The sequence below is a fragment of the Halobaculum limi genome, assembly GCF_029490015.1.
GTDB lineage: Archaea > Halobacteriota > Halobacteria > Halobacteriales > Haloferacaceae > Halobaculum > Halobaculum limi.
In genome coordinates this window covers 396,809-421,112 of the sequence record NZ_CP120469.1, presented here as the reverse complement: position 1 = coordinate 421,112, position 24,304 = coordinate 396,809, and the positions used below count along the sequence as shown (strand labels likewise).

The following is a 24,304-nucleotide window of genomic DNA, read 5'->3' as shown; positions in this document are numbered from 1 at the left end:
CCGTTCGAGGCCGACAGGGGTTTGCCTGCTGTTGCCCTTCACTCCACCCACGAGATGCTCTCACGGGACGAACTCGGTGATTTGTTGCAACTCGACGACGAGCGATTTCACCGCCGTGTCGCCGCAGACGTGGAAACCGAGGAGTACGACGTCGAGTCACTGAGGGAACTCGCAGATGACTACACCGATTCGACGCTACTGGAGTCGATGACAGCAGCGACTGCTGACGACGTCTCGCTCGGCGACCGTGAACGCGGACTTATTCGACGCATCCGCGTCTTCGATGAGGCGACGTTCGGCATCACACTCACCGGCCCCGCGTACGCAGACAACCCCGTTCGTTACGCAAATCAGAAGTTTCGGGATCTGACCGGCTACTCGCTCGGTGACCTCCACGAGGAGAATCTCCGCCTCCTGCAGGGACCAGATACTGATCCAGGGCCGGTCGCGGACCTGCGGGAGGCGCTCTCGACGTGGAGTCGCGCGACGACGACGCTTACCAACTACCGGGCCGACGGGACGCAGTTCAGAAACCGTGTCTCGATAGTTCCCGTCACGGATCGCGGCGGATCGGTCGTCAACTGGATCGGGATACAAGAGCAGGTCGACGAGTAGACGGTCAACGCGGACAGTGACGTCGACACCGCGAACGACGAAAATCAGCCCGTTCGTGCGAGGGGCTACCCTTCCATCCCGGAGAAGGAGAGGCCGCCCTCGATGTACCGTTGTGCGAACAAGTACACGAGCATCACGGGCGAGGCGAACGTGAGCGCGAATGCCGAGAAGCGCGCCCACGGGATCGAGTACTCCGTAACGAGGCTGAACAGCCCCACCGGGAGCGTGAACTTGTCCGCCGACAGCAACGTCTGAGCGACGACGAACTCCATCCACCCCGTGAGGAAGGTGAAGATGAACACCGTCGCCAGGCCCGCCGTCGACAGCGGGAGGATGACCTCCGTGACGACGCGCCACGGCGGCGCGCCGTCGACGATGGCGGCTTCCTCGTAACTGGTCGGGATACCGTCCATATACGTCTTCAACAGCCAGGTGTTGAACGGCACCGCCGTCGCGGCGTAGTACGCTGCGAGCGCGAGGCGGTTGTTGTTGAGGCCGACCTGGACGAACATCGCGTACAGGGCGATGAGCGCCGCGATCCCGAGACCGCCGCCGACCTGCGTGAACAGGACGTAGCCGAAGAGGATCTTCCGCCGCATCAGGAACTCACGGCGCGACAGCGCGTACGCCGCGGGCACGATCACCGACATCGCCAGTAGTACCGTCGGCACAGAGACGATGACGCTGTTGACGAAGAAGGCCTTGAAGTTCGAGGGGTTCTCGATGCCGTAGTCGCTGGCGTCGAGGAACGCGATCTCGGGCGTGTTGAACACGACCGCGAGGTCGGTCAACGGGACGTTCACCGTGATCGCGAGGGCTGGGACAATCAGGTCGCCCAGCACCCACACGAACGGCTTGACCGACGGGTTGTCGGGGAAGAAACTGAAGCCGCCGGCGGCGTACACCGTGCCGCCGGACCCCGAGATAGCGGACATCGCGATCCAGTAGATCGGGAACAGCAATACGGCGACGACTGCTGCCGCACCAACCGTTGCGCCGACCGTCCGCAGGATCTGGATTCCGGAGACCTCGCCCTCACGGTATGCACGCGCGGTGTACCGGGCCTCGATGACAGCCTCTCTCGGTGCTTCGGCGAGCGTCCGAACGTCGCGTGCAATCTTCTCGGCGACGAGCGAGAAGAGGCTCACGCCTCGTCCACCCCGTCAGCGAGTTTGCCCTTCTTGACGTTCAGCCACATGAACACGCCAATGAACACGACGGCGATGAGCATGATGGCAGCACCCTGCCCGTACTGGCTGAACTGGAACGCCTCACGGTAGCCGTAGACGATGATCAGTTCGTTCAGTCGGGCGGGTCCACCCTCGTTGAACGCGTACGGGATGAGGAACTGCTGGAACGACGCCGCCGCAGTGAGGATAGACGCGAACAGCACCGGGCGCTTCACGCTCGGCAGCGTCACATGGAAGAACCGGGAGAAGTAGCCAGCGCCGTCGACTTTCGCGGCCTCGTGGAGTTCCTCGGGGACGTCCTGCAGGGCCGACACCGTGATGATCACCATGAACGGATACGCCAGCCACATCTCCGTGATGTTATACGCGAAGAAGGCGGCCCATCGCTCGTTGAGCCACGCAACGGCGTCGAAGCCGACCCAGGTGATGAACTGGTTGGCGAGGCCGAACTGCGCGGACGTGAAGATACCACGCCAGATGGTGATGGTGAAGATGGCGGGCAGGCCCATCGGGATGATGAGCAGCGAGCGCATAAATCGCGCGCCCCGCACCCGGTCGTTCGTCACGACGAGCGCGACTCCCAGCCCCAGCGTGATTTTCAACACGAGACTAGTCGCGACGAACAGCCACGTGATCCCCAGCGAGTTCCAGAACTTCCCGTCTGAGAGTACTGATACGTAGTTTTCGATGCCGACGAACGTCGCCTCGCCGAACGTGAGGAAGCTCCCACCCATAAACAGGTTGGATGGTCGGGCGTTCGTGAACGAGATGCCGAGCAGGTACAGCATCGGGAAAAACATGAACGCCGCGAACAGGAACAGCCCCGGAAGGACGAGCAACAGGGACACGTCCTCGCGTTCGATCGCCGGGAGTTCGGCCACCCGGTCGGCGATACTGCTAGTCGCGCTCATCGCTTACTCCCAGTTGTCGCGGATGGTGCTCTCGGCTTCGACCATCGCGTCCTTGACGGACATATTGCCGTCGAGCGCCTTGCCGAAGGCGGTGCCGGTGGGGCCCCACACCTTGTTCATCTTGGGGTGAGTGGGCATCGGAACGCCCTGCTGGACGGCCTCCGAGAAGCCCTGCACCGCCGACGGGAGGTCGTCGCTGCCGGCGAGACTCTCCAGCACGGGGATGAAGCCGTGGGACTCGGCGTTGGCCATTAACTGCTCTTCGTTGGTAACGTACCACTCGGCGAACTCGCGTCCGGCTGCGGCATCCGACTCGGAGTTCTCCATCCCATTCGCGAAGTACCACAGTTGGATCCCGGTGTAGGGGCTCGGTGAACCGCTGTCGGGCGTCGGCAGTTTCGTGACGCCGACGTCGATTCCCTTCTCGCGGGCGGTACCGAGGTACCACGGGCCGTTGATCGCGAACGGCGCGTTGCCCTCGGAGAAGGCAGCCGCCTGCGGGCCGTACGCCGTGTCCTTCGGCATATACGGGACGAACGTGTCGAGGATATAGTTGAACCCCTCGACCGTGGGAGAGTTAGCGAGGCCGAGCATCTCGTCTTCGCTCGGGTCGAAGTAGTAGCCGCCGAATGCCTGCGCCCACGCACTCATGAAGTAGGGATTCAGCGGGTAGCCCAGGCCGTACGAACCGCTCGACGGGTCGTGATGCTGTTCCATCACGTCGGTCATCTCGCTGACCGTCTCCGGCGGCGAGTCGACCATCTCCTTGTTGTACAGGAGCGTCACCGTCTCGGCAGCAAAGGGCAGACCGACGACCGCATCGTCGAACTGGACCGCGCCCGCAGCAGCGGAGGTGAACTGGTCCATACTGACCGAGAGGTTATCGCTCTGGTCGGAGAGGAAGCCACGCTGATAGTAGTCACCGACCCAGTCGTGCGCCCATTCGAAGATCTGTGGGCCCTGACCTGCGGGGATTGCCGACTGCGTCTTCTTCTCCAAGTCAGACAGGTCCGAGCCTTTCACCGTGTGGCGCGAGTCGCCATTGAACGTCTCGACGACTGACTTCAGTGTCTCAGCCTCGGCCGGGGACCGCGCGTACCACGCGGCGGCCGTGCCGGGGTCGACTTGCGGTTGGGTCGTCGCCTGTTCTGTGCTGGAGTCGTCGGACCCGCTCGATCCGCCGGAACTGCTGGACTCGGTCGGAGTCGACTGCTCTTGCACGCCGACACAACCGGACAGCGCCGCGGCGGCCGCCAGACCGCCCATCTTGAGGAGTTTCCTGCGATCAGTTGCCATAGTGTGAACACCGGATGAATAAGTAGTTCATACCTTAAACCTTCGGGTACAACCGTGCACAATTCGAGTTCGGAGTAGGCACTTCGTACGACCTGTCGCGGTTCGCGACCCGGTGATGTATGAGGGTATATGATCAAATTACTCGCAGTAAGATCGGCTTACACTCCCGAATTTACCTACACCACTCCGTTCACTCGACGACCGAGACGTCCGCTCGCGCGTCTGTGACGGGAACGCCCGCGGCGTCGGCGTCCGGGTCGCCGGCAGCGACGACGAGCGTGTTGCGGCCGTCGTCGAGGTCGACGGTGGTGGCGAACTGTCCGTCCTCGATGGTGAGGAGTTGCGCGTCGCCGCCGACTGCGACGGCGACCGTGGAGGCGTCGGTCTCGCCTTCGATCCGAATCTCGGATGACTCGACGGTGGTGTCGGGCATCGCCACGTCGAGCGCCGGCGACTCCGGCGGCCCGTCCTGGTATCGCTCCCGGACGACCGAGGGTGTTCCCTGCGCTGCTCCTGCGTCGATGCCGTTCGCGAGGCGAACGAAGACGGCGTGACTCCAGGACAGCGGCGTGGCGCTCCCGGTTCCCGCGCCGAGTTCCCAGCCGTACCCTGTCGACTCCTCGCGGTCCCACACTTGTTCGGGGAGCATCCGTCCCTCGTTGGCGAAGCCCGCGATGGTCGACAGTAGCGAGCGGGGTGCGTCCGCGCCCGACTGTGTCCCCGCGGCGAGTTCGTACTCTGCTCGCTCACCGGTCAACAGCGGCCACAGTCGCCCGCGCGTGTCCGTGCCGACGGGGAACGGTGCGCCGCTCTCGCCCTCACCGTAGCCGTCACCCGTGTAGCGGTAGAAGCCTGGGCCCTGGGGCGTCTCTTTCCGGATAGCGTCGTCGACGACGTCGACCGACGACTCGATTATGTCGTCGTCTGCGGGGAGGATTCCGAGGCGGACGAGTTCGAGGAAGCCGGCGTCGACGACGTTACGCTCGTCGAACGTTCGCCCGCCGTTGGCCAGCGTCCGGTCGGTGCCGTCGTCAGGAATGCGGTTGCCGTTGATCCGAAAGTAGTACGGCGGGTCGTGGCGGTCGGTTCCTTCGCGGGTGACACACCACTCTTGGACGCCCGACCGAAAGCGATCGGCGGTCGCCAGCCACACCAGTGTGTCCGCTGTTTCTTCCCGGTCGGCGGCGACGCCGGCGGCGGAGACGAGGCCAGCAATCTCGGCGGCTATTGTCGACGGCGACAGGCCGGATTCTTCCTCCCAGCGTTCTTGATCCGTGCCCGGGCCGTTACGAAGGGCGTAGTCTGCAGACGCGGCGACGTCGTCGTAGCTGAACGCCAGGTCCGCGAACGAGTGGCCGTGTTCGGTCGTCGCGCGCCGTGCCATCACGAGCGGGAATGACACCTCGTCCAACTGTTCGGCCCCCCAGCGGGTGCGACCGTCGAGGTAGGTGTTCTGCGGGACGAACCCGCCCTCGCGCTGTTGCACGTCGAACAGGTACTCTGCGGTGGTGACGGCCGCCTCCGACTTCCCCATCGCCTCCAGCGCGGTGAACGACTGGTAGAGGTCGCGCGCCCACACGTAGTGGTAGCCGACGTCCGATGGCTCCTCCGCGAGGATCACTTCCCCCCACGGGACGCACGGACTCGCGACTCCCGCGCCCGCGAATGTCGCGTCCTCAGAGGCGCGAAGGACCATCGCGCTCGTCCGGTACAGCGCCGCCAACTCCTCGTCGTCGGCGACGCTGTCGGGCACGTCGACGCCTGAGAGCCACGCCTGCCATCCCGCGCGATACGACTCCCGGACCGCGTCGAACCCCTCCCGGAGCGAATCGCGCGCGACGCGGACGGGTGCGGCGTCGTCGCCCGTACCCGTGGCGAATCCGAGTGCGACTGTCGTCTCGACTGACTCGGTACCCAACCGACCCACCAAGGCGGCGTTGCCGGTCGTCTCACGGGAGACGCCTCCCTCGATACCCTGTCGGAGGAGTCGCGCGGTCGACTCGTCGGGAACGGGCGCGGCGGTGGCCCACTCGAAGCCCGAAGAGGCAGTCAGCGCCAGCGACACGTCGTAGTCGTCGCCGTCGGCGTCGCGGACGACACCACCGGCACCGTCGTCGCCGACGGTCACGACCGGCGCGTCGCCCGCCGTGACGCGCACGGCAGCGTCACCTTCGGTCCCGGTCGTTACGGCAGGGCGACACACCGCGTACACCGACAGGTCGGCGTCGCCGTCGAAGTGCACGTCCGCGAGGAGGGTGTCGCGTGCGGGGTCGGCGACGTACTCGACGTCGAGCGTCCAGTCTCGCGACTCGCCGGCGAACTCGTGGCGATAACAGAGGGCGTCGTCGGCAGTGGGGACGACCGTCCGCGACACGTCGTCGTCGACGCGGCGGTCGAGTTCGGCGGTGCGTTCGGCGTAGCCCCCGCCGTCAGTCACAAGAAAGTCAACGCGGCGGACGTTCAGGAGGTCGACGCGCGGGAACCGAACCCCGGTCACCGCACCGCGAGTGAGGCTGTACCACACGCGGCCGTCGTCGTCGGTCGCGCTCGCGGTCGATCCTGTCCCGTCACCGACGGCGGTGCCGATGCCCATCTTCTCGCCGGTCGTCCAGAACGGCGCGAGTTCAACCTCACGAGGCTCGGGTAGTGGCGTCGATGTCGCCGTCTTAGCAGGCGTAGTTCCGTCACTCCCGTCGGCAGTCGCGTCCGTCGCCACCTCGTTCGTGTCTCCGCCACAGCCAGCGAGTCCGGCGAGTCCAGCGGCGGCAGTTCCAGCGAGAAATCGGCGACGATCGGAGCCTGCATACCGCTCGCCCGAGTCGGACCCACTCTCAGTGGCCCCGTCGTCAGCCGCATCGTCCGTGTCACGTGTCTGCATACCGACCCCCTCTCGACCACTTCCTAAAAAGAACGACGAAATACCACTTCACAAATCGGCGCGAGAGGGAAAGACCTAAACGATCAGGTTCGTTCACACGGGACTATGGCTACCGTTCGGCTGGAAAATCTACGAAAGACCTTCGACAGTGGTCGGATCGTCGCCGTCGACGATCTCTCGGTATCGGTGGACGACGGCGACTTCCTCACCGTTGTCGGCCCGTCCGGATGTGGGAAATCGACGACCCTGCGGATGATCGCGGGACTGGAACGTCCGACGAGTGGGGACATCCTGATCGACGGCGAGGACGTCACCGACAAGCACGCTCGCAAGCGCGACGTGGCGATGGTGTTCCAAAACTACGCGCTGTACCCACACAAGACCGTGATGGGGAATATGGAGTTCGGCCTCAGGATGAGCACGGACCTCGAGAAAGAGGAGCGGCGCGAACGCGTCCGCGAGACGGCCGAGATGATGGGCATCGAGGACCTGCTCGAAGACAAGCCGAGCGAACTCTCCGGCGGGCAAAAACAGCGTGTCGCGCTTGGACGCGCCATCGTGCGCGAACCCGACGTGTTCCTGTTCGACGAACCGCTGTCAAACCTCGACGCGAAACTGCGGACGACGATGCGCACCGAGATTCAGCGCCTCCAGGACGAACTCGACATCACCGCCATCTACGTCACCCACGACCAGGAGGAAGCGATGACGATGGGCGATCAGATCGCCATCCTCGACGGCGGCGAACTCCAGCAGACAGGCCGCCCGACCGATGTGTACGACGACCCCGCAAACGAGTTCGTCGGCGGGTTCGTCGGGTCGCCGTCGATGAACGTCCTCGAGGCGAGCGTCACGACGAGCGCCGACCCGCGAGACGAACCGAACGAGTCGGGCATCACGCTCCACGGGACGACTTCGGACTTCTCGTTCGACCTGCCGAACGGCGCGGGCGCGGACTTCGACGGGGTGCGCGAGGTGCGGATGGGGATCCGTCCGGAGGACGTCCGCGTCGCCGACAAGGACGAACCCGGTATCGAGACGACGGTCGACGTTCTCGAACCCATCGGGTCGGACAACTACCTCTACCTCGATTTGGGACCGGAGTTCATCGCTCGCGTCGACAGCGGCATCACGCCGTCGGTCGGGTCACAGGTGCGCATCACCTTCGACGAGGCCGACGTCCACCTGTTCGACACCGACACTGGCGAGTCACTGACGCACGGCCGGGAAGTACCGTCTTCGCCAATCGCGGGTGAGGGCGAAGAACTCGAACAAACGGCCGACTGAAGCCGACGCGACGCCCTCTGCGCGGTCGATACCGTGGCGGATCCGATTCTCACGCACTCGTTCTTCAGGTGAACGCAGACCCTGAACGCCGACTCAGCAGTTAGTCGTCGGCGGCGAGTCGCTCGGCCACTGGTCCTGCGAGTGCGTCTCGTTGGTCGAGCAGCGCCGTCGTCGCGAGTCGGATGGCGTGGGGCCACCCGAGCGGCGTGGCGCTATCGGGCGTGCCGTCGTCGAAGAACTGTTCGGGCAGGTAGCCGCCGGGGACGGTCAGCGGGCCGTCCGGCGAGACGAGACCGAGTAACTGCCGGGAACGGGCGGCGAACTGGTCGGATCGGGCGTCACCCTGATCCTCGAGGAACGCGGCGAGTTCGGCGGCGGCATTCGCGCCCCACGCCGTCGAGACGGTCCAGATCTTCTCGTGGCCCTGTTCGCGCTGTCGCCACGCGTCTCCCTCGTAGCGGATAAGGCCCTCCACGTCGCCGTCGGCGGGCGCGTGATACAGGCCCTCGATGGTCGTCTCGACGTGTTCGACGAGGCGGTCGACGCGCGTCTCGTCCACCTCGCCGATGCGGGCGTACGTCCGGTGGGCGTCCGCAAGCGCGAACGTCGCGGAGTCGAGGCGAGCGTCGAGTTCGCCCAGTCCGTGTTCGCTCACCGCGAACACGCCGCGGTTGGCCACCCAGAGGTCGTCGAGGGCGTCGTACACGTCCGTCGCGAGTTCCGTCGCCTCGGCGACGCGGGGGAACCGCTCGGCGTCGACGGCGGCGACGGCGGCGTACGCGTCGAGGAACCGCGCGGCGGTGTGTGCGAAGCGCCCGCCGGAGTCCTCCCACGCGTTCTGGCAGGCGACGGGTCGCCCGTCGTGGCTCAGCGAGTCGGCCATCCCGTCGAGCGCCGAATCGAGAGTCTCGACGATTGCGTCGCACAGGTCGTCGTCTGCCGGGAGTGATCGTAGGACGCGCGCGAGGAACGCGACGACGCTGGCGGTCTGGTCGGCCTGGTACTCCAGGTCGTCGGTCGCTTCCATCCGAGCGTTCGCCCACCCCGGCGCGAGCGCACCGTTGCGCGGCCACACGCGGTGGGGCCACGTCCCGTCGGGAAGTTGCGTGTCGACGTACGACCGGGCGCTCCGGCGGTGCCACTCGGAGAGGTCCAACTCGAAGTGGTCGTCGGCGTCGAGGAGAAAGCCCGATATCTCTGCGTCGTCGCGGAACCAGGTGTAGCCGTAGCCGCCGGAGTGGACGTAGTGCGGGTCGAAGTCCGGGCCGGCGATCCGAAGTCCAGTCGGCGCGGACAACAGCGACAGCGCCCGGAGGTCGTCGACCGCTGCATCCTCCCGTGGTAACCCCTCGGGCACCGTCGCGGCGGTGTCGCAGTCGGCCGCCAGTTCCTGCAGCGCCACCGCGGAGTCGACGCGATCGAACAGCGACTCGAACGACGACAGCGCCGTCTCTCGGGTCGTCTCCTCGCGGTCGGTCACGAGCGTCGCCATCGTCGCCGTGCCGTCGTGGGCTGGGAGGCTGACGATGACCGTGCCGCCGAGGTGGTCCTCCTCACGGCGCTGGCCGAGCGACTCGGCCTCGGCCTCGTGCGGTTCCGGCGATAAGACGGCGTCCGGACGTGCGGGGAGTCCGCCGCCGATCACGTGCATCTCGCCGTCGCCCGCGATGAAGTCGTGTTCGCGGTCGTGGAACACTTCGACGGCACCGTCGAGGCGGAGTTGCCCGACGCGGGCGTCTCGGCTCTCGGGGGCGAACGTACACCCCGAGAGGACGGCGGTTTCTGCGGCAGCCGCCCGGTCGGGGTCGCTAAACTCGAAGCGGGTGAGGTGCGCCTGGCCAGCGTCCGTCTCGACCGTCAGGTCGAAGCGGGTCACCGCGCCGACCGGCGTGTCGTACGTCGTCGTCACCAGTGGCGTGTGCTCGTGGTACGACTGCTCGCCGTCTTCGAACTCCACGACGAGGCCGCCGTCTGTGGAGCGAACGCCGTCTTCGCCGCCATTCACGTCGGCGGGTGGGTCGTCGAATCGAAGCGCGAACCGCGAGTCAGCGATACCAGAGAATCCGGAGAGGGGGTACCCGAAGTCACCGATCGTTCCGTCGGGAGCGACGTGGACTAGGCGGTCCACGGAACCCGAGAACAGCCCAGCGGTCGTGCGTCGCTCGCCGGGGAACCGGGTCGGATGGTCCCGGTGTCGTTTGTGGTCGTCGAGTGCGTCACGCAGTCTCATATCACGTAGGCGCGCGTCTGGAGGTATAATTCTTGTTGTAATCGTATCTCAGAGATTCAGCAGTTCCGCAACCCTCAAGCCTCCCCGCACCGCCGGACTCTCGCATGAGCAGTCCGACCCCGGACGGCGACGCCGCCGGCGACGCGCCGTCCGACTCCGACGACCCGACACATCATCCCGGTCCCCCGCGAACGACCAGCGTGGGGGAGACCGTCGAACTCGCTCCGCGCGGTCTCGACGCTGTCGTTGAGGTCGGCCCGGACGGCGCACGGACCGACGCCGACGGTCACGACGAGTTCTCGTGGACGCTCGTCGACGGGCCTACCGACAGCGAGGCCGACGTGAGCGACGGGACGGTCGTCCACCTCTCGCCGGACCAGCCCGGAACCTATCGACTGCAACTCGACGGACCCAACGGCGTCCACGAACAGACGGTTCGTGCGTTCCCGGACGAACGCCACGAGACGACGCTCCGCGCGTCGAAGGCGGCCTTCGACGAACCGACGGCGAAGGTGTCGGCCGACCGCGTCTCCGTCGCCGGGCCGTTCAACGACTGGAGCGTCGCCGCCCGCCGTCCGTACGACGACGGTGACTCGTTGGCGCTCGACGTCCACCTCCCGCCGGGGCGACACATCTACTCGTTCGCACTCGACGACCACCTCGGAACCGCCGTCGGCGGCGAGGAGACGGTGGCGGGGCCGGGTCGTCCCCGCGTCCACCTAGACGCTCGCGTCGAGGCGGACCGCGTCGTCGTCAGCGCCGACGCGGAGGCCGCACCCGCCGGCCCCGACTCGTCGATCACGCCCGCCGGCAGCGACCCCGACGTCGAGTGGCTGTTCGACGGGCGCGACGACCTCTCCGACAGCGACGTGGCGGTCGACGGCGACACCCTCGTCGTCGACCGCGAGGCGCTTCCGGACTCGGGCCTCGCGCGGATCCACGCCGTCCCCGTCGCAGAGCGATACGGCGTGATGGACACGGTGGAACTGTCGACAGAGGGGGCTGTGGAGACGACACCCACCGTCGCCCGCCCCAACGACCCGCCCGCGTGGGCCGAGTCACCCACCATCTACGAGGTGTTCGTCCGCTCGTTCGCCGGCGAGACGCCCGACACGACGTTCGCGGAGATCAAGCGCCGCCTCCCGTACATCGCGTCGCTGAACGTCGACGTACTGTGGCTGACGCCGGTGTTGCAGAGTCCCACCGTCCACGGCTACCACATCACCGACTTCACGCGCACCGCAGACGACTTGGGAACCCGCGAGGAGTTCGAGTCACTCGTCGACGCCTGCCACGACCGCGACATCCGCGTCGTCTTCGACCTGGTCGTCAACCACACCTCCCGCGACCACCCGGCGTTCCAGATGCACTCGGCGGGCGTCGAGGCGTTCGACGAGCAGTACCCGCGCCGACCACCCGAACAGAACCCCTCGGACGTCGACTGGTCGGGCCACGGCACGCCCGAGTTCCGCTTCAACTGGGTGCGCATCCCGGACGTGAACTACGACTCGCCGACCGTCCGTGCGTGGATGCTGTCGGTCGTCGACGAGTGGGCCAACGTGGTCGACGGCTTCCGTTGTGACGTGGCGTGGGGCGTCCCGCACGGCTTCTGGAAGGAGGCGTCCGAGCGCCTCCGCCGCGAGAACCCCGAGTTCCTCCTCCTCGACGAGACGATTCCCCGGGACCCGTTTATGCACGAGTCGGAGTTCCACATGCACTACGACACGCCGCTGTACGACACGCTCCGAGAGGTCGGAACGGGTCACGTCGACGCCGACGCCGTCCTCGACGCTCTCGACGCCGCGGCCGTCCAGGGGTTCCCCCGGTCGGCGGTCCAGATGCGCTACGTCGAGAACCACGACGAGGACCGCTACCGCGCCGAGTGCGGCATCGAGGCGCTTCGTGCGGCGGCGGCCGCGACGTTCACCCTCCCCGGCGCACCGATGGTGTACTACGGACAGGAGCGAGGGATGACCGAGTACCGCGGTGAGATGCGCTGGTACGACGGCGACAACCGTCTCACCGACTACCACCGCCGTCTCTCTGCGACCCGCCGCGACCACCCAGTGCTCCGTGAGGGGTCGGTCGATCGCCTCGCGTACGACGTCGTCGGCGGCGACGACGGAGACGCGACGGGCAGCGGCGGTTCTCTCGGCATCGTCGGCGGCACGGAGGGCGACGTCGCCGACGGGACGGGTGGCACACGCGGCGTCACCGCGTACGCACGCGACGACGGCACCGACCGCGTCGTCGTCGTCCTCAACTTCGGTGGGGACACGGAGACGGTTCGCCTCGGGGAGTCGGTCGTCCCGGTCGACCTGTTCACCGGCGCGAACGTCGCTGTCACGGGTGACGACGACCCGACGGACACCGTCGAGGTGCGAAACGCCGTCGTCTGTCGAGTCGAGGGCAGAGGATCGTAGGTGACCGTGCTGTCACGCACGACTCGTCGACCGCCAACCGACCTGGGACCGGGAGTTATACGGTATCCCGGTAGGAGGTGACACGTATGGATACCGACGGGGGAGACGCCCCCGACGCAGTCGACGGACGCGACGTCGACGTGGAGTCGTTGCTGAAGCGGTTCGGCCTCTCGGACAAGGAGGTGGACACCTACCTGACGCTCCTCGAACACGGTGAGGCGAAAGCCAGCACGGTCGCGGAGGCCGCGGGCGTCTCCAAGCGCTACGTCTACAGCGCCAGCGAGGAACTGGAGGCGCGGGGCTTCGTCACCGTCAACGACCACGTGACGCCGACGACAATTCGCGCGAATCCGCCCGCCGAAGTCGTCGACAGACTCGCCGCCGATGCGGAGTCGATGCGTCCAGCGCTCGAAGCCCGATTCTCTCGGGCGGAGACGACACAGGAACCGTTCGAGGTGGTGAAATCCCGCGTCACCGTCGTCAAGCGCATCCGTCGCGCCATCGAGGAGGCCACGATGGAGGTGGCGCTGTCGTTCCCCCTCGACCGTCTCGACGAGGTGGCCGACGACCTCCGGGCGGCCGTCGACCGCGGCGTGTTGGTCCTGCTCATCGTCACCGGCGTCGACGAGTCGGTCGACGACCGCACGCTCGACCTCGACGGCGTCGCCAGCGCCGCCCGCGCGTGGAGTCAGCCGATGCCGTCGATGCTCACCGTCGACGGCCGAACCGGCGTGGTCGCGCCCGCGGAGATGGTCGCTCGCTCTAACAGCGGCAAACAGGCCATCGTCTTCTCCCAACAGCAACTCGGCCCCGTCATCGTCGGGTCGTTCCTCGGGAACTACTGGCCCGCCGCCGCCGAAGTGGTCGTCGCCGACCCCGCGCCGCTCCCGGCGTCGTACGGTGACTTCCGTCACACTGTGTTCCAGGCGGAACTCCACCGCCGCGCCGCCGACGGCGTCGTCGCGCACGTCACCGGCCGACTCACCGCGACCGGCGAGGAGGTGACGCTGACCGGAGAGGTCGTCGCCGTCAACCAGGGGCTCGTCGCCCCGGCGAACAACGACTTTCCCATCCAGCACACGCTCACGCTTGACGTCGACGGCGACCACGTCACCGTCGGCGGCCTCGGCGCGTTCGTTGAGGACGTCGAAGCCGAGCGTGTCGAACTCCGACCGCTCGAATCGTAAGCGACGCGCCGACCGTCTTCTCGACTGTCGACCTCTGGATGCCTCCCACCGTTACCCACCGACAGGTCCCACGAGGACGAACAGGCCCAACAGGAGGCCGCTCACGACGACGGCGAGGACGACGTCGAGGACGACGCCGGCACGGAGCATCTCCTCGCGCCGTACCTCCCCGGTCCCGAACGCGATGGCGTTCGGCGGCGTCGCGACGGGCAACGCGAAGCCGAAACTCGCGGCTACGCCGCCGGTAATCGCCAAGAGGACGGCGGTGTCTCCACCCGTTCCGAGTGCACCAGCGAACTCCGGCCCGATGCCGATGAGCAGCGGTACGAGCACCGCCGCCATCGCGGTGTTCGAAGCCAACTCCCCGGCGAAGATGGTTCCGACTACGATAACGAACACGACCACGACGATCGGGACGCCGACGAGGGGGCCGAGAATCACGTCGGCGAGCCACGTGACCGCGCCAGTCTCCCCGAGTGCGGCCGCCAGCGAGAGGCCGCCGCCGAGCAAGAGGAGCGTCCCCCAGTCGATTCGTTCGACGTCGTCCCAGTCGACGCCGCCCGCGAGGATCAGCGCGGGAATCGCCGCCATCCCGACGATGACGAAGTACAACACGCCTTGATGGCCCACGCCGAACACGCTCTGACCGGACCCTCCGAACAGCGTCGTCGCCCACGTCGACGGTATCCACGGTCTAAACAGGAAATCGAGTCCGCCAATCAGCCACAGCGCCGCCGTCGTCGCCGCGATGGCGACCGTCCGCCTCCCGGCGGTCGTCATCGGTCCGAGGTCCGCGAGTGCGTCGTCGGCGTACGCGCTCGACAGGGCTGTGGCCGACACCTCGGGCGGGTACAGCCGAACTGTGAGCACGTACCACGCGATCGGGAGACTGACGACGACGACCGGCACGCCGACCACCAGCCATTCGGCGAAGCCGATGTCGTACCCCAGCGTCGCCGACAACTGCGAGACGACGATGGCGTTTGGCGGCGACCCGATGAGCGTCCCGACGCCGCCGATGCTGGCGGCGTACGCCGTGCCCAACAGCGCCGCCGTCTCGAGATTTGGCGGTGCGGCTGTCTCACTGTCTTTGGGGGTTTCGAGGCCGCTGTCCGCGAGGACGGTCCGACTGACGCCGAGTGCGACGGGTATCATCATCGCCGTCGTCGCCGTGTTCGAGATGAGCATCGATAGGCCAGCGGTCGCCAGCATCAACGCGAGGACGGCCCGCGAGGGTGAGGTGCCGACCCGCGCCAAGAGCAGGTACGCGATGCGCCGGTCGACGTCGTGGCGCTCCAACGCTGCCGCGAGGACGAACCCCGCCAACAACAGGAACACGACGGGGTCGGCGAACGCCGCGAGCGCCGGAGTCATCGACGGATACACGCCGAGGACCGTCAACACGACCGGCACACACAGCGCCGTCACCGGCAGCGGCAGCGCCTCCGTCACCCACAGCGAGGCGGCGAACCACGCCGTCGCGAGTGCGTAGTTGCCCGTCGCCGACAGCGTCTCGAACGGCGTCGCCACCGCGATCACCCCCGTTCCCACGACCATGACGGTGAGCGCGGCGACCCGCTTCGGGTCGGCGTTCATCCGTGGGGAATGAGGCGACACTCGTTCGACCGAGCGACGCCAGTGTTCCGACAGCTCTGCTGCGGCCGGACTGGACCGAAACGAGATGACATCGTGACGATACCATTGTGGGTCGTTCGGGCGTTGCTAGCCGTATGGTACTGCGAACACTCCTGTTGGTACTGGGCGTCGTCGAGTTCCTCCGACCCCGCCAACTCGTAGATTTTTGGATGCGACTGGCCGTTCGCGGTGACGACCCCGTCGAACTGCGCGAGTGGGTGTACTCCATCGCGCGCTTGGAGGGCGTCGTGATCGTGTTGTGGGTCCTCGGCAACGCCCTCCGGCGGGCGCGGTCGTCCGACGATCAGGAGGCCGTCGCGGTCGTCGACGCGGCCTGAGGTCCTCGCTGTCACGCGACCCCACCGAGCAGTCGCCCGACGGTGTACGCGACGCCGGCGGCGGCCATCCCGACGGCGAACATCTCTCCACCGGCCAGGTACCACGGCCGGTTCGTGACGAGGCTCCGACTCGCGCCGACGACGAAAAAGGCCGCGGCCGTGACGACGACGGCGAGTTCGAACAGCGGTTCCACGACGAGGACGTACGGTATCAGCGGAAGCCACCCCGCGATGACGAACGCGAGAAACGTCGCGAGCGCCGTTCGTGCGGGCGATTTGCCGTCCGGGTCCGTGCCATCTTCGCCCTGCGCTTCCATCCGGTCCAGTTCCGATCGCCGACTCAGGAAGTTGCTCATCCCCATCGAGAAGCCGTCCGCGAGGAGGTTCGCGACACCGAGGATCAAGACGATAGACGGCTCCAGCGCTGCCCCGGCGACCCCCGCGACGACGGCGAACGTGGTCACAATGCCGTCGTTCGCGCCGTAGATGTACTCGGCGAGGTACGCCCCCGCGTCGGTTCGCTCGTCACCGAGGAGTCGTTCGATCATCGACGGTAGCCGATTCAGTCGTTCGGGTGATATGTGTGTCGACGGTGTCACCTGTCGTCGCTGTCGTTGCCGACGCCGGTCGTCGACGGCTGACTCGCGTGTCGCGGCAGACAGTTTCCAGCGTCTCCGGGTTCGTGCCAAGAGATAGGTGCTTGACCCGTGTCTCGTCGGTATGGCATCCGACGACGACCGACCGTTCTCTCCCGCAGAGAGCGTCTGCCCGTTCTGCGGGGTCGGCTGTGGTCTCCAGTACGACCCTGCGAGCGGTGCCGCACGCGGGTGGAACGGTCCGGTCAACACCCGCGGTGAACTCTGTCCGAAAGGCGTCGCCGCGTTCGACGTGGTCGACCACCCCGACCGCGTGACGACGCCACTCGTCCGCGAGGACGGTCGCCTCGTCGAGGCGTCGTGGGAGGCCGCACTCGACCGCATCGACGCCGAGTTCGCCGAGGTCGTCGATGCACACGGCCCGGAAGCGCTGGCGTTCTTCGCGTCCTCGAACTGCACGAACGAGGAGAACTACGTCCTGCAGAAACTCGCGCGACTCCTCGGAACCAACACCGTCGACAACTGCGCCCGCCTGTGTCACTCTTCGACGGTCGCGGCGATGGCCGACCGCTTCGGCGCGGGGGCGATGACGAACTCACTGGAGGACCTAACGGAGGCCGACGTGTTCCTCGTCGTCGGCGCGAACCCGGCGGTGAACCACCCCATCATCTTCCGGTCGTACCTCCTCCCAGCGATCAAAGCCGGCACGACGCTGATCCACGTCGACCCACGCCGGACCGACACGACGCAGGTAGCGACCCACCACCTCGCGGTGCGTCCGGGGTACGACATCCCACTGTTGAACGCGCTTGCGGCGGTCGTCGTCAAGGAGGGCCTCGTCGACGAGGCGTTCTGTGCCGACCGCGTCTCGGGGCTCGAAGCGTTCCGCGAGTTCGCCGCCGGCGTCGACATCGACGCGAACGCTGCTCAGGCGGGCGTCGACGCCGAGACGCTTCGCGAAGTTGCCCGAGCGTACGGCGAAGCGGAGCGAGCGGCCATCTTCACCGGGATGGGGCTGAGCCAACACCACTGCGGGACGGCGAACGTCCACGCGCTTCTCAACCTCGCGCTCCTGACGGGTAACGTCGGGCGCCGCGGGACCGGCGTGAACCCGCTTCGCGGGCAGAACAACGTCCAAGGCGCGGGCGACGTGGGTGCACTCCCCGACCTCCTCCCGGGCGGGCGGCGCGTCACCGATGCCGACGCGCGGGCGGACCTCGCGGCGGCGTGGGGCGTCGATAGCGACGTCCTCCCGGCCGTTCCGGGGCTGACTGAAGTCGAGGCGACGCACGCCTTCGGCGACGAGATTCACGCGGCGTTCGTCCTCGGCGAGAACCCCGTCGTCACCGAACCGAACGCGAACCGGGTGGCCGACCGATTCGACGAACTCGGATTCCTCGTCGTGCAGGATCTGTTTCTCACCGAAACGGCCGAATACGCCGACGTGGTCCTCCCCGGAAGCGCGTGGGCCGAACGCGGCGGCACCGTCACCAACACCGACCGGCAGATGATCCGGATGCGCCCGAACGCCGAACCGCCGGGTGACGCCCGTCCCGACCTCGACATCCTCTGTGCCGTCGCTCGGCGTCTCACCGGCCGACCCGACCAGTTCGACTACGACGGTCCGGAGGCGGTGTTCACGGAACTGACGACGGTGACGCCCCCGTACGCCGGGATGACGTACGAGGGAATCGGGACCGGGAGCCAGCGGTGGCCCTTCCCAGAGGGAGCAGAGACGGAAACGGCGGTCCTCCACGAGTCGACGTTCGCCTCCGGCGACCGCCGCGCGTCGCTTCGCGTCGTCGACCACGTCGACCCCGTCGACCCGGTCGGAGACGACGACCTCGTGTTGACGACCGGGCGGGTGCTCGCGCACTTCAACAGTGGAGCGCTCACTACCCGGTCGGACCGACTCGTCCGCATCGGTGGCGAGCGAACCCTGCAGATTCACCCCGACGACGCGGCCGCCCGCGACATCGATTCCGGCGACACCGTTCACATCATCAACGACCGCGGCGAGGCGTCGCTGACTGCGGAGGTGACGCCCGCAGTCCGGCACGGGACAGTGTTCGCGACGTTCCACGGTGCAGAGCCGTCGATCAACGCCCTCGTCGGCGACACGCTCGACCCAATCGCGAAGATACCCGAGTACAAACACTCGGCCGTCCGCGTCACCGTCACGTCTACAGAGTGAGCTGCGGGCGCTGGCGTCGTCTCATCGCCCCGGAACCGGCTGTGCGGGAACCGGCTGCGCGATTAAATACTCGCGCGTGCGTCTGTCCGAACGGTGACAGAGATGGACGTAACTGACCGCGTGTACACGGCGGGGATGACCGACGACGAGGTCGACGACCGACTCCGAGAGACGGCGACGGGCGTACTCGCCCTCTCGCGTGCGGACGACGCGTACGCGATTCCCGTCTCGTTCGCGTACGACGGGGAGGTGATTCGGTTCCGTCTCGGCGACGACGGCGACAGCAGGAAACTCGCGTTCGCGGAGACGACGGCGGAGGCGTGTTTCGTCGTCCACGGTGTCGAGGACGAACGCGACTCTTGGAGCGTCGTCGCCACCGGGCCGCTCCGCCGTCTCTCTGCCGAGGAGTGGGAAGCCGCCAACCCTGCGGATATCGACGAGGCGTACCCGCCGTTGCGGGTGTTCGACGAGGCTATCGAGGAGACAGAACTGGTGGGCTACGAGTTACAGATCGAGTCGCTGACGGGGCGACGAACCGCGGAGTGAGTGTCGGTGGCGGAGCGGTCGCAGAGCAGGTGGCTGCGGGGGGCTCAGTCTCGGTACAGCGAGTAGGTGATGACGCCGAATCCGATCATCGTCAGAATGCTCTGTGCGAGGACGCCGTACAAAACGGCCTGTGGCCCCGAGAGATTGATCACGTCGCCCGCGATGTCGACGAAGCCGCCGAGCACGCTTCCGAGAGTGACGACGGCGAATCCGACAGCGAGCGCCCGCAAGGCGACCGACCCGGTGCGACGATACGCCGTGTACGACAGGTAGGTGATCAGCGCGCCGAACACGAACGTCAGCGTCTTCGTCGCCGCGATGGCGAGCGTCAGGTGGCTCATCGGTCCGCCTCCGTGCGAACTTCGCTCCACATACTCGCGAGTCGGTCGGCGGCGTCCTCTGCGGGTCGGTTGATGCTGACGTCGAACTCCCGTTGCTCGGTCAGCGTGACGATGACGTCCTCGAAGTCGGTCCGATAGCGGGTCGCGTGGTGACCGTCCTGCCTGACTTCGACGCCCTCGGCGAGCAACTGCGCGTCGGACAGGAGGTCCAGTTTTCTGTACGTGGTTGACATCGGAATATCACACTCCTCGGAGACTTCCCCGGCAGTCAGGGGTTCGTCGAGCCGCTCGATGATCGTTCGACAGTCCGAGTCGTCGAGCGCGTCGAGCACCGGCTGTAGGCTCGGTCCCGGATCCGCCCCCGGCCGGGTGTCGCGCACCATACGGGCCGGTAGATGGGTCTGGTTAATATGCTCGCTGGTTTCATCCACCCGATCCCAACAACTGGGAACCGGCTTTCACCCCTTATCACCCGAAGCCTAACGGTGTCGTGTATGCCTCAGATGGGTGCACCCGGCTCCGGGATGAGTCGGCGTGAGTTCTTGGCTGCAACGGGGACGACTGGTGCGGCGGCACTCGCGGGGTGTCAAGCCCCGACAGACACCGGGGAGGAACCGGGAGCGGCCGCCACGTCTGCGGGGACGGCGGCCGCGAGTCAGTCGCTGCCGACCACGTCGCCGCCGGAGGTCGTCAACGTCGACGAACAGGGCGGCGAGGTCGTGATGAAGACCCAACCGGCCCGTCACGACGTCCACCCCGGCGAGTCGATGGGCGGTCCGATCGAACTCCCGCGCGTGTGGGCGTTCCAGGCCGACGACCGCGACCCGTCCGTGCCGGGGCCCATCCTCCGGACGACCGAGGGGAACGATATGACGGTCGTCCTCGACAACACGCAGGGCAAGCGCCCACACACGCTCCACTTCCACGGCGTACGGAAGACGTGGGAGAACGACGGCGTCCCGACGACGACGGGCATCACTGTCGGCCCCGGCGAGAAACACGAGTACGAGATTCCCGCGAACGAACCGGGCACCCACGTCTACCACTGTCACTATCAGACCCAGCGCCACATCGACATGGGGATGTACGGCATCTTCCGTGTCGACCCTGAAGGGTACGAACCCGCCGACAAGGAGTACTTCATGACGGTGAAGGAGTGGGACTCGGACCTCCACAAGATGATGGCGGGACAGGACGCCTCCTACTCGCCGCGTGACCGCAACCCCGACGTGTTCACGGTCAACGGCAAGGCGGCCCCGCGGACGCTCCACCCCGAGGAGGGGTCGCCAATGATCGTCTCGCAGGGCGACACCGTCCGCGTCCACTACCTCAACGGCGGGTACATGAACCACCCGATGCACATCCACAACCACCGCTTCGAGTTGGTGGAGAAAGACGGCGGCACGATTCCTGAGGCCGCCCGTCACAAGATGGACATTACCGACATCGCGCCGGCCGAGCGCCACACCATCGAGTTCACCGCCGACGCCGACCCCGGTATCTACCTGATGCACTGCCACAAGGTGAAACACGTGATGAACGGGAGCAGTTACCCCGGCGGGATGCTCTCGGGCGTCGTCTACGAGGAGGCGATGGACACCGAGATATTCTCGTCGCTGATGGAGTACGCGGGCTACGAGGGCTGACCACGACAGGGGCCGTCTCACACTCGCTATCGGGACGCAGGAACTCACCGTCCCGGTCGTTCGACGGCATTCGCTGGGTGGTGGATCGCCTGCTCACTGGACGGGATACAGTTCGTCCAGACACGCCTCGGTGAACGTGGGGACGGTGATATCGTTGCCCGCGCGGATTTTGATGATCAGTCCTGTCGTCTCTGACAGGTAGATGTGGACGGCTGTGGCGCGTTCGTGTTGGATCACGAGCACCTTCGCCGATCCGAGGTGCGCGTACACTTCCTCGACGGACGGTCGCCGAAACAGCGCCATCGATCGGTGAACGACTGCGTCGAACTCGCGATCGGAGAGTTCCGTCTCGACGCCCGGCTTGATGTAGTGCATCTGGTAGTCGTACGTCGTCGCGTCGAAGGAGGCGACCCATCGAAGGTCGTCCACGAACTGGTCGTGGAGGAACGCGAGGAAGTTGTCGTAGTCCGGCTTTGGGGCGGTGTTGCGTGTTGGGCTCATCGGGATGGTCCTGCCGCGAGTACGGCGATGAACTGGAAGGCGGCGGTGGTTGCTGTCAGCGTCTCCAGCGTCGTTCGCCCGTGATCGCTGGTCGCTTCAGTCGCTCGGCTCGCTCCGGCCACCTGCCACCGTTCTCCGGCCGGAGTGCCGAATCACACGGCCTGATGTTCACAGTACAGTAATGAATCCGGGGAAATATGACCATATCGGTCACACACCGCGAACAGTTATGCTTCGGCGACGACAGACTCCGGTATGGATTCCCGACACGGCTGTGGTGTGCCCGCTCCGCTCGCACGCGATTCGACACTGGCCTCTCGGCGGCCGACCGTTGCCGGAGGCGGTGGCTGAGATGTCGGCCAACGAGCGGCGGACACCCGACCGTTTTTGGCTCATTCTCTCGGGGGTGCTCCTCGTCACGATGCCGGCATTCACGCTCGTCGTCGCGTACGCGGTGTTGCTCGCCACACAGAGCGCACTCGCCGCACAGTTGACCGCGGTCGAAGTGGTCGAACTGTACCTGATCGAACTCGCCGCATTCGCCCTGTTCGGCTACCTCCTCTACCGACTGACGATGTACTCCACGCAGCGGATCGACCGCTCCGAATCAGACTGACGCGGTCGCGACGCGCCGACCGAGGAAGCCATCTCCGAGCAGTAAACGCGGGACGCTCGTCGCTCGCGAGGTCAGCGAGGGCGTGCCGAGCGACGGTGGGCAGTCCTTCGTCGCCACTCTCGACGACGGTCGCAGCTATCGAATCGTCACGGCGACCCCGACGCCGCTTCGTACCCGTCCGGAACGTACGGACACAGCGGGTCCGTCGCCAACGGGTCACCCGTCGCCGCGTACGCACGCGACCGCGACCCGCCACAGACGTCACGGAACTCACAGGCCCCGCACTTTCCGCGGAGCGCATCGCGGTCGCGAAGTTGCTCGAACAGGTCGGCGGACCGATACACGTCTACGAGGTCATCCTCGCGGACGTTCCCCGCCGGTTCCGGGAGAAAGCCCGACGGCGTCACGTCGCCGACGTGGTTGACGAACGCGAACCCGTCGCCGGCGCGGGCGCTCGGACGCGTCGCCGGCGGCCCTCTCGTCGGGTCGACATCCTCAGGGGCGACGCCCTCGCGTTCGAGGCCGATCCGTCGGAACTGCGGGGCTTCGGTCGTCTTGACCGCAAATTCGGCCTCCTCGTCGACGCTGTGAAGCCAGTCCATCACGCTGTCTGCACGGGCGGGCGACACTGGCTCCAGCGTCGCGCCTCGACCCACCGGGACGAGGAAGAACACGCTCCAGCGAACGGCGTCAAGGTCGCGCACGAGATCGCGGACAGCGGGGAGTTCGTCGACCGTACGCTCGCAGACGGTCGTGTTTACCTGTAGTCCGATTCCGGCCTCGCGGATGGTTCGTGCCGCCCGGAGCGTCTCCTCGAAGACGCCCGCCTCGCCGCGGTAGCCGTCGTGAACCGTCGAGTCGCCGGCGTCGATGCTCAGCGCGACCCGTCGGAGGCCGGCGTCCGCCAACCGTTCGATCCGCTCGCGTGTCAGCGACGCCGTCCCACTCGGCGTCAGCGCCATCCGCAGGCCGATGTCGTCGCCGTACGCGACCAACTCCGCGAGGTCGTCGCGAACCAGGGGGTCGCCTCCGGAGAGGACCACGACCTGTCCCTCCCCGAACTCGCGAGCGGCGTCGAGCAGTCGCTTCCCCTCGGCGGTGGTGAGTTCGTCGGGGTGTCGCTGTGGCGTCGCCTCCGCCCGGCAGTGGTCACACGCCAGATCACAGGCGCGTGTCACCTCCCAGACGAGCACGATGGGCCGGTCGCTGGTGTCGAACATCGGAGTGTGTGGGTGCTTACTCGACGACGACGACGCCCTTCATCCCCATCGCCTTGTGGGGCGTACAGGCGTACTTCGTCGTTCCCGTCTCCTCGAACGTATGGGTGAACGTGTGGCCCTCTTCACCGACCAGTTCGGACTCGAAGGACCCGTCCTCAGCGACGACGTTGTGGGAGGCTCCCTCCCCGGTCCACTCCCAGGTGACGGTCGTTCCGGCGGACACCTTCACCGCCGCGGGACCGAAGCCGTAGTAGCCGCCGTTGGCCTCTGTCCCTACCTCGACCGTCACGTCGGAACTGCCCGTCTCGTCGACGACGCCGTCGAAGTTGTCCGCCGAGTCGAGCCACCCGTCGAACGACGCACTCGACCCCGAGTCGCCGGACTCCCCCGATCCCGAGTCAGTCTCGGTCGACTCCGGCGTCGGCGACGGCTGTTCGGTCGCCGTGTCGTCGCCGGCAGACTGTTGGGAACCGCCCGAACAGCCTGCAAGGCCGGTGATCCCGGCGACCGCAGCCAGTCCACTCGCACGAAGCACGGAACGTCGCGTCCGGTCGCTGTCTGACATCACCAGCCGGTTGGAGTGGGGTGAATAAGCCGCCCTCCGTCGTTCCCAGTCGTTGGGAGTCGTCGTGAACGCCGTAGGGGATTCCGTTC

At 66.8% G+C, this 24,304-nt stretch carries 22 protein-coding genes; 9 read left to right on the top strand and 13 right to left on the bottom strand.

What is annotated here, in order from left to right:
* The first annotated feature begins 54 nt into the window (after positions 1–54).
* A complete protein-coding gene (locus P0D77_RS17585) occupies positions 55–615 on the top strand; it encodes a PAS domain-containing protein (RefSeq protein ID WP_277556025.1) in 561 nt (186 codons plus the stop codon).
* Between the two features lie 65 nt (positions 616–680).
* On the opposite strand, the gene P0D77_RS17580 is transcribed toward P0D77_RS17585, so the two are convergent.
* The 4 genes from P0D77_RS17580 to P0D77_RS17565 form a co-directional block, all read right to left on the bottom strand.
* Positions 681–1,763 (bottom strand): sugar ABC transporter permease, encoded by a 1,083-nt coding sequence (locus P0D77_RS17580; protein WP_277556024.1) that lies wholly within the window; start codon positions 1,761–1,763, stop codon positions 681–683.
* On the bottom strand, positions 1,760–2,716 hold the full coding sequence (locus P0D77_RS17575) for a carbohydrate ABC transporter permease (protein WP_277556022.1): 957 nt from the start codon (positions 2,714–2,716) through the stop codon (positions 1,760–1,762). Before P0D77_RS17575 ends, P0D77_RS17580 begins: the two co-directional genes overlap by 4 nt.
* A 3-nt stretch (positions 2,717–2,719) precedes the next feature.
* Positions 2,720–4,012, bottom strand: a complete 1,293-nt coding sequence (locus P0D77_RS17570) for an extracellular solute-binding protein (RefSeq protein WP_277556021.1) — start codon at positions 4,010–4,012, stop codon at positions 2,720–2,722.
* A 190-nt stretch (positions 4,013–4,202) separates the two neighbouring features.
* On the bottom strand, positions 4,203–6,890 hold the full coding sequence (locus tag P0D77_RS17565; protein ID WP_277556020.1) for a glycoside hydrolase family 15 protein: 2,688 nt from the start codon (positions 6,888–6,890) through the stop codon (positions 4,203–4,205).
* A gap of 105 nt (positions 6,891–6,995) precedes the next feature.
* Between P0D77_RS17565 and P0D77_RS17560 the strand changes: the two genes are divergently transcribed.
* Positions 6,996–8,177: an ABC transporter ATP-binding protein gene (locus tag P0D77_RS17560; RefSeq protein ID WP_277556019.1), complete on the top strand. Its 1,182-nt coding sequence runs from the start codon at positions 6,996–6,998 to the stop codon at positions 8,175–8,177.
* 100 nt (positions 8,178–8,277) lie between these two features.
* On the opposite strand, the gene P0D77_RS17555 is transcribed toward P0D77_RS17560, so the two are convergent.
* Positions 8,278–10,407, bottom strand: a complete 2,130-nt coding sequence (locus P0D77_RS17555; RefSeq protein WP_277556018.1) for a DUF7997 domain-containing protein — start codon at positions 10,405–10,407, stop codon at positions 8,278–8,280.
* A 104-nt stretch (positions 10,408–10,511) separates the two neighbouring features.
* Here P0D77_RS17555 and P0D77_RS17550 point away from each other — a divergent pair, with 104 nt between their 5' ends.
* A complete protein-coding gene (locus P0D77_RS17550; protein ID WP_277556017.1) occupies positions 10,512–12,830 on the top strand; it encodes an alpha-amylase family glycosyl hydrolase in 2,319 nt (772 codons plus the stop codon).
* Between the two features lie 86 nt (positions 12,831–12,916).
* Entirely contained in the window at positions 12,917–14,017 is a 1,101-nt protein-coding gene (locus tag P0D77_RS17545) for a TrmB family transcriptional regulator (protein WP_277556016.1), read from the top strand.
* Between the two features lie 51 nt (positions 14,018–14,068).
* Here the strand turns inward: P0D77_RS17545 and P0D77_RS17540 are convergent, their stop codons facing one another.
* On the bottom strand, positions 14,069–15,613 hold the full coding sequence (locus P0D77_RS17540; protein ID WP_277556015.1) for an SLC13 family permease: 1,545 nt from the start codon (positions 15,611–15,613) through the stop codon (positions 14,069–14,071).
* Positions 15,614–15,747: 134 nt separating this feature from the next.
* On the opposite strand from P0D77_RS17540, the gene P0D77_RS17535 reads away from it, so the two are divergent.
* On the top strand, positions 15,748–15,990 hold the full coding sequence (locus tag P0D77_RS17535; protein WP_277556014.1) for a hypothetical protein: 243 nt from the start codon (positions 15,748–15,750) through the stop codon (positions 15,988–15,990).
* Positions 15,991–16,001: 11 nt separating this feature from the next.
* Here the strand turns inward: P0D77_RS17535 and P0D77_RS17530 are convergent, their stop codons facing one another.
* Entirely contained in the window at positions 16,002–16,538 is a 537-nt protein-coding gene (locus tag P0D77_RS17530; protein ID WP_277556013.1) for a VIT1/CCC1 transporter family protein, read from the bottom strand.
* A gap of 172 nt (positions 16,539–16,710) precedes the next feature.
* Between P0D77_RS17530 and fdhF the strand changes: the two genes are divergently transcribed.
* Both fdhF and P0D77_RS17520 read left to right on the top strand, forming a co-directional pair.
* Positions 16,711–18,780 (top strand): formate dehydrogenase subunit alpha, encoded by a 2,070-nt coding sequence (gene fdhF / locus P0D77_RS17525; protein ID WP_277556012.1) that lies wholly within the window; start codon positions 16,711–16,713, stop codon positions 18,778–18,780.
* A 102-nt stretch (positions 18,781–18,882) separates the two neighbouring features.
* On the top strand, positions 18,883–19,326 hold the full coding sequence (locus P0D77_RS17520) for a pyridoxamine 5'-phosphate oxidase family protein (RefSeq protein ID WP_277556011.1): 444 nt from the start codon (positions 18,883–18,885) through the stop codon (positions 19,324–19,326).
* A gap of 44 nt (positions 19,327–19,370) precedes the next feature.
* On the opposite strand, the gene P0D77_RS17515 is transcribed toward P0D77_RS17520, so the two are convergent.
* The gene (locus P0D77_RS17515) at positions 19,371–19,667 is read right to left on the bottom strand and encodes a DUF7521 family protein (RefSeq protein WP_277556010.1); all 297 of its coding nucleotides are present in this window, start codon (positions 19,665–19,667) and stop codon (positions 19,371–19,373) included.
* Positions 19,664–20,050 carry a winged helix-turn-helix domain-containing protein gene (locus P0D77_RS17510; RefSeq protein ID WP_277556009.1) on the bottom strand — a complete coding sequence of 129 codons (387 nt, stop codon included), beginning with the start codon at positions 20,048–20,050 and terminating at the stop codon, positions 19,664–19,666. Before P0D77_RS17510 ends, P0D77_RS17515 begins: the two co-directional genes overlap by 4 nt.
* Positions 20,051–20,170: 120 nt before the next feature.
* On the opposite strand from P0D77_RS17510, the gene P0D77_RS17505 reads away from it, so the two are divergent.
* A complete protein-coding gene (locus tag P0D77_RS17505; RefSeq protein WP_277556268.1) occupies positions 20,171–21,313 on the top strand; it encodes a multicopper oxidase domain-containing protein in 1,143 nt (380 codons plus the stop codon).
* Positions 21,314–21,406: 93 nt separating this feature from the next.
* Here the strand turns inward: P0D77_RS17505 and P0D77_RS17500 are convergent, their stop codons facing one another.
* Together P0D77_RS17500 and P0D77_RS17495 are read right to left on the bottom strand one after the other, a co-directional pair.
* Positions 21,407–21,814: a DUF7522 family protein gene (locus tag P0D77_RS17500; protein ID WP_277556008.1), complete on the bottom strand. Its 408-nt coding sequence runs from the start codon at positions 21,812–21,814 to the stop codon at positions 21,407–21,409.
* On the bottom strand, positions 21,811–21,936 hold the full coding sequence (locus P0D77_RS17495) for a hypothetical protein (protein WP_277556007.1): 126 nt from the start codon (positions 21,934–21,936) through the stop codon (positions 21,811–21,813). The genes P0D77_RS17500 and P0D77_RS17495 overlap by 4 nt, the downstream gene beginning before the upstream one ends.
* Positions 21,937–22,166: 230 nt before the next feature.
* On the opposite strand from P0D77_RS17495, the gene P0D77_RS17490 reads away from it, so the two are divergent.
* Positions 22,167–22,430, top strand: coding sequence for a hypothetical protein (locus P0D77_RS17490; RefSeq protein ID WP_277556006.1), 264 nt, complete (start codon positions 22,167–22,169; stop codon positions 22,428–22,430).
* A gap of 146 nt (positions 22,431–22,576) precedes the next feature.
* On the opposite strand, the gene P0D77_RS17485 is transcribed toward P0D77_RS17490, so the two are convergent.
* The gene (locus P0D77_RS17485; RefSeq protein WP_277556005.1) at positions 22,577–23,650 is read right to left on the bottom strand and encodes a TIGR04053 family radical SAM/SPASM domain-containing protein; all 1,074 of its coding nucleotides are present in this window, start codon (positions 23,648–23,650) and stop codon (positions 22,577–22,579) included.
* A gap of 16 nt (positions 23,651–23,666) precedes the next feature.
* Positions 23,667–24,218 carry a halocyanin domain-containing protein gene (locus P0D77_RS17480; RefSeq protein WP_277556004.1) on the bottom strand — a complete coding sequence of 184 codons (552 nt, stop codon included), beginning with the start codon at positions 24,216–24,218 and terminating at the stop codon, positions 23,667–23,669.
* Between the last annotated feature and the right edge of the window lie 86 nt (positions 24,219–24,304).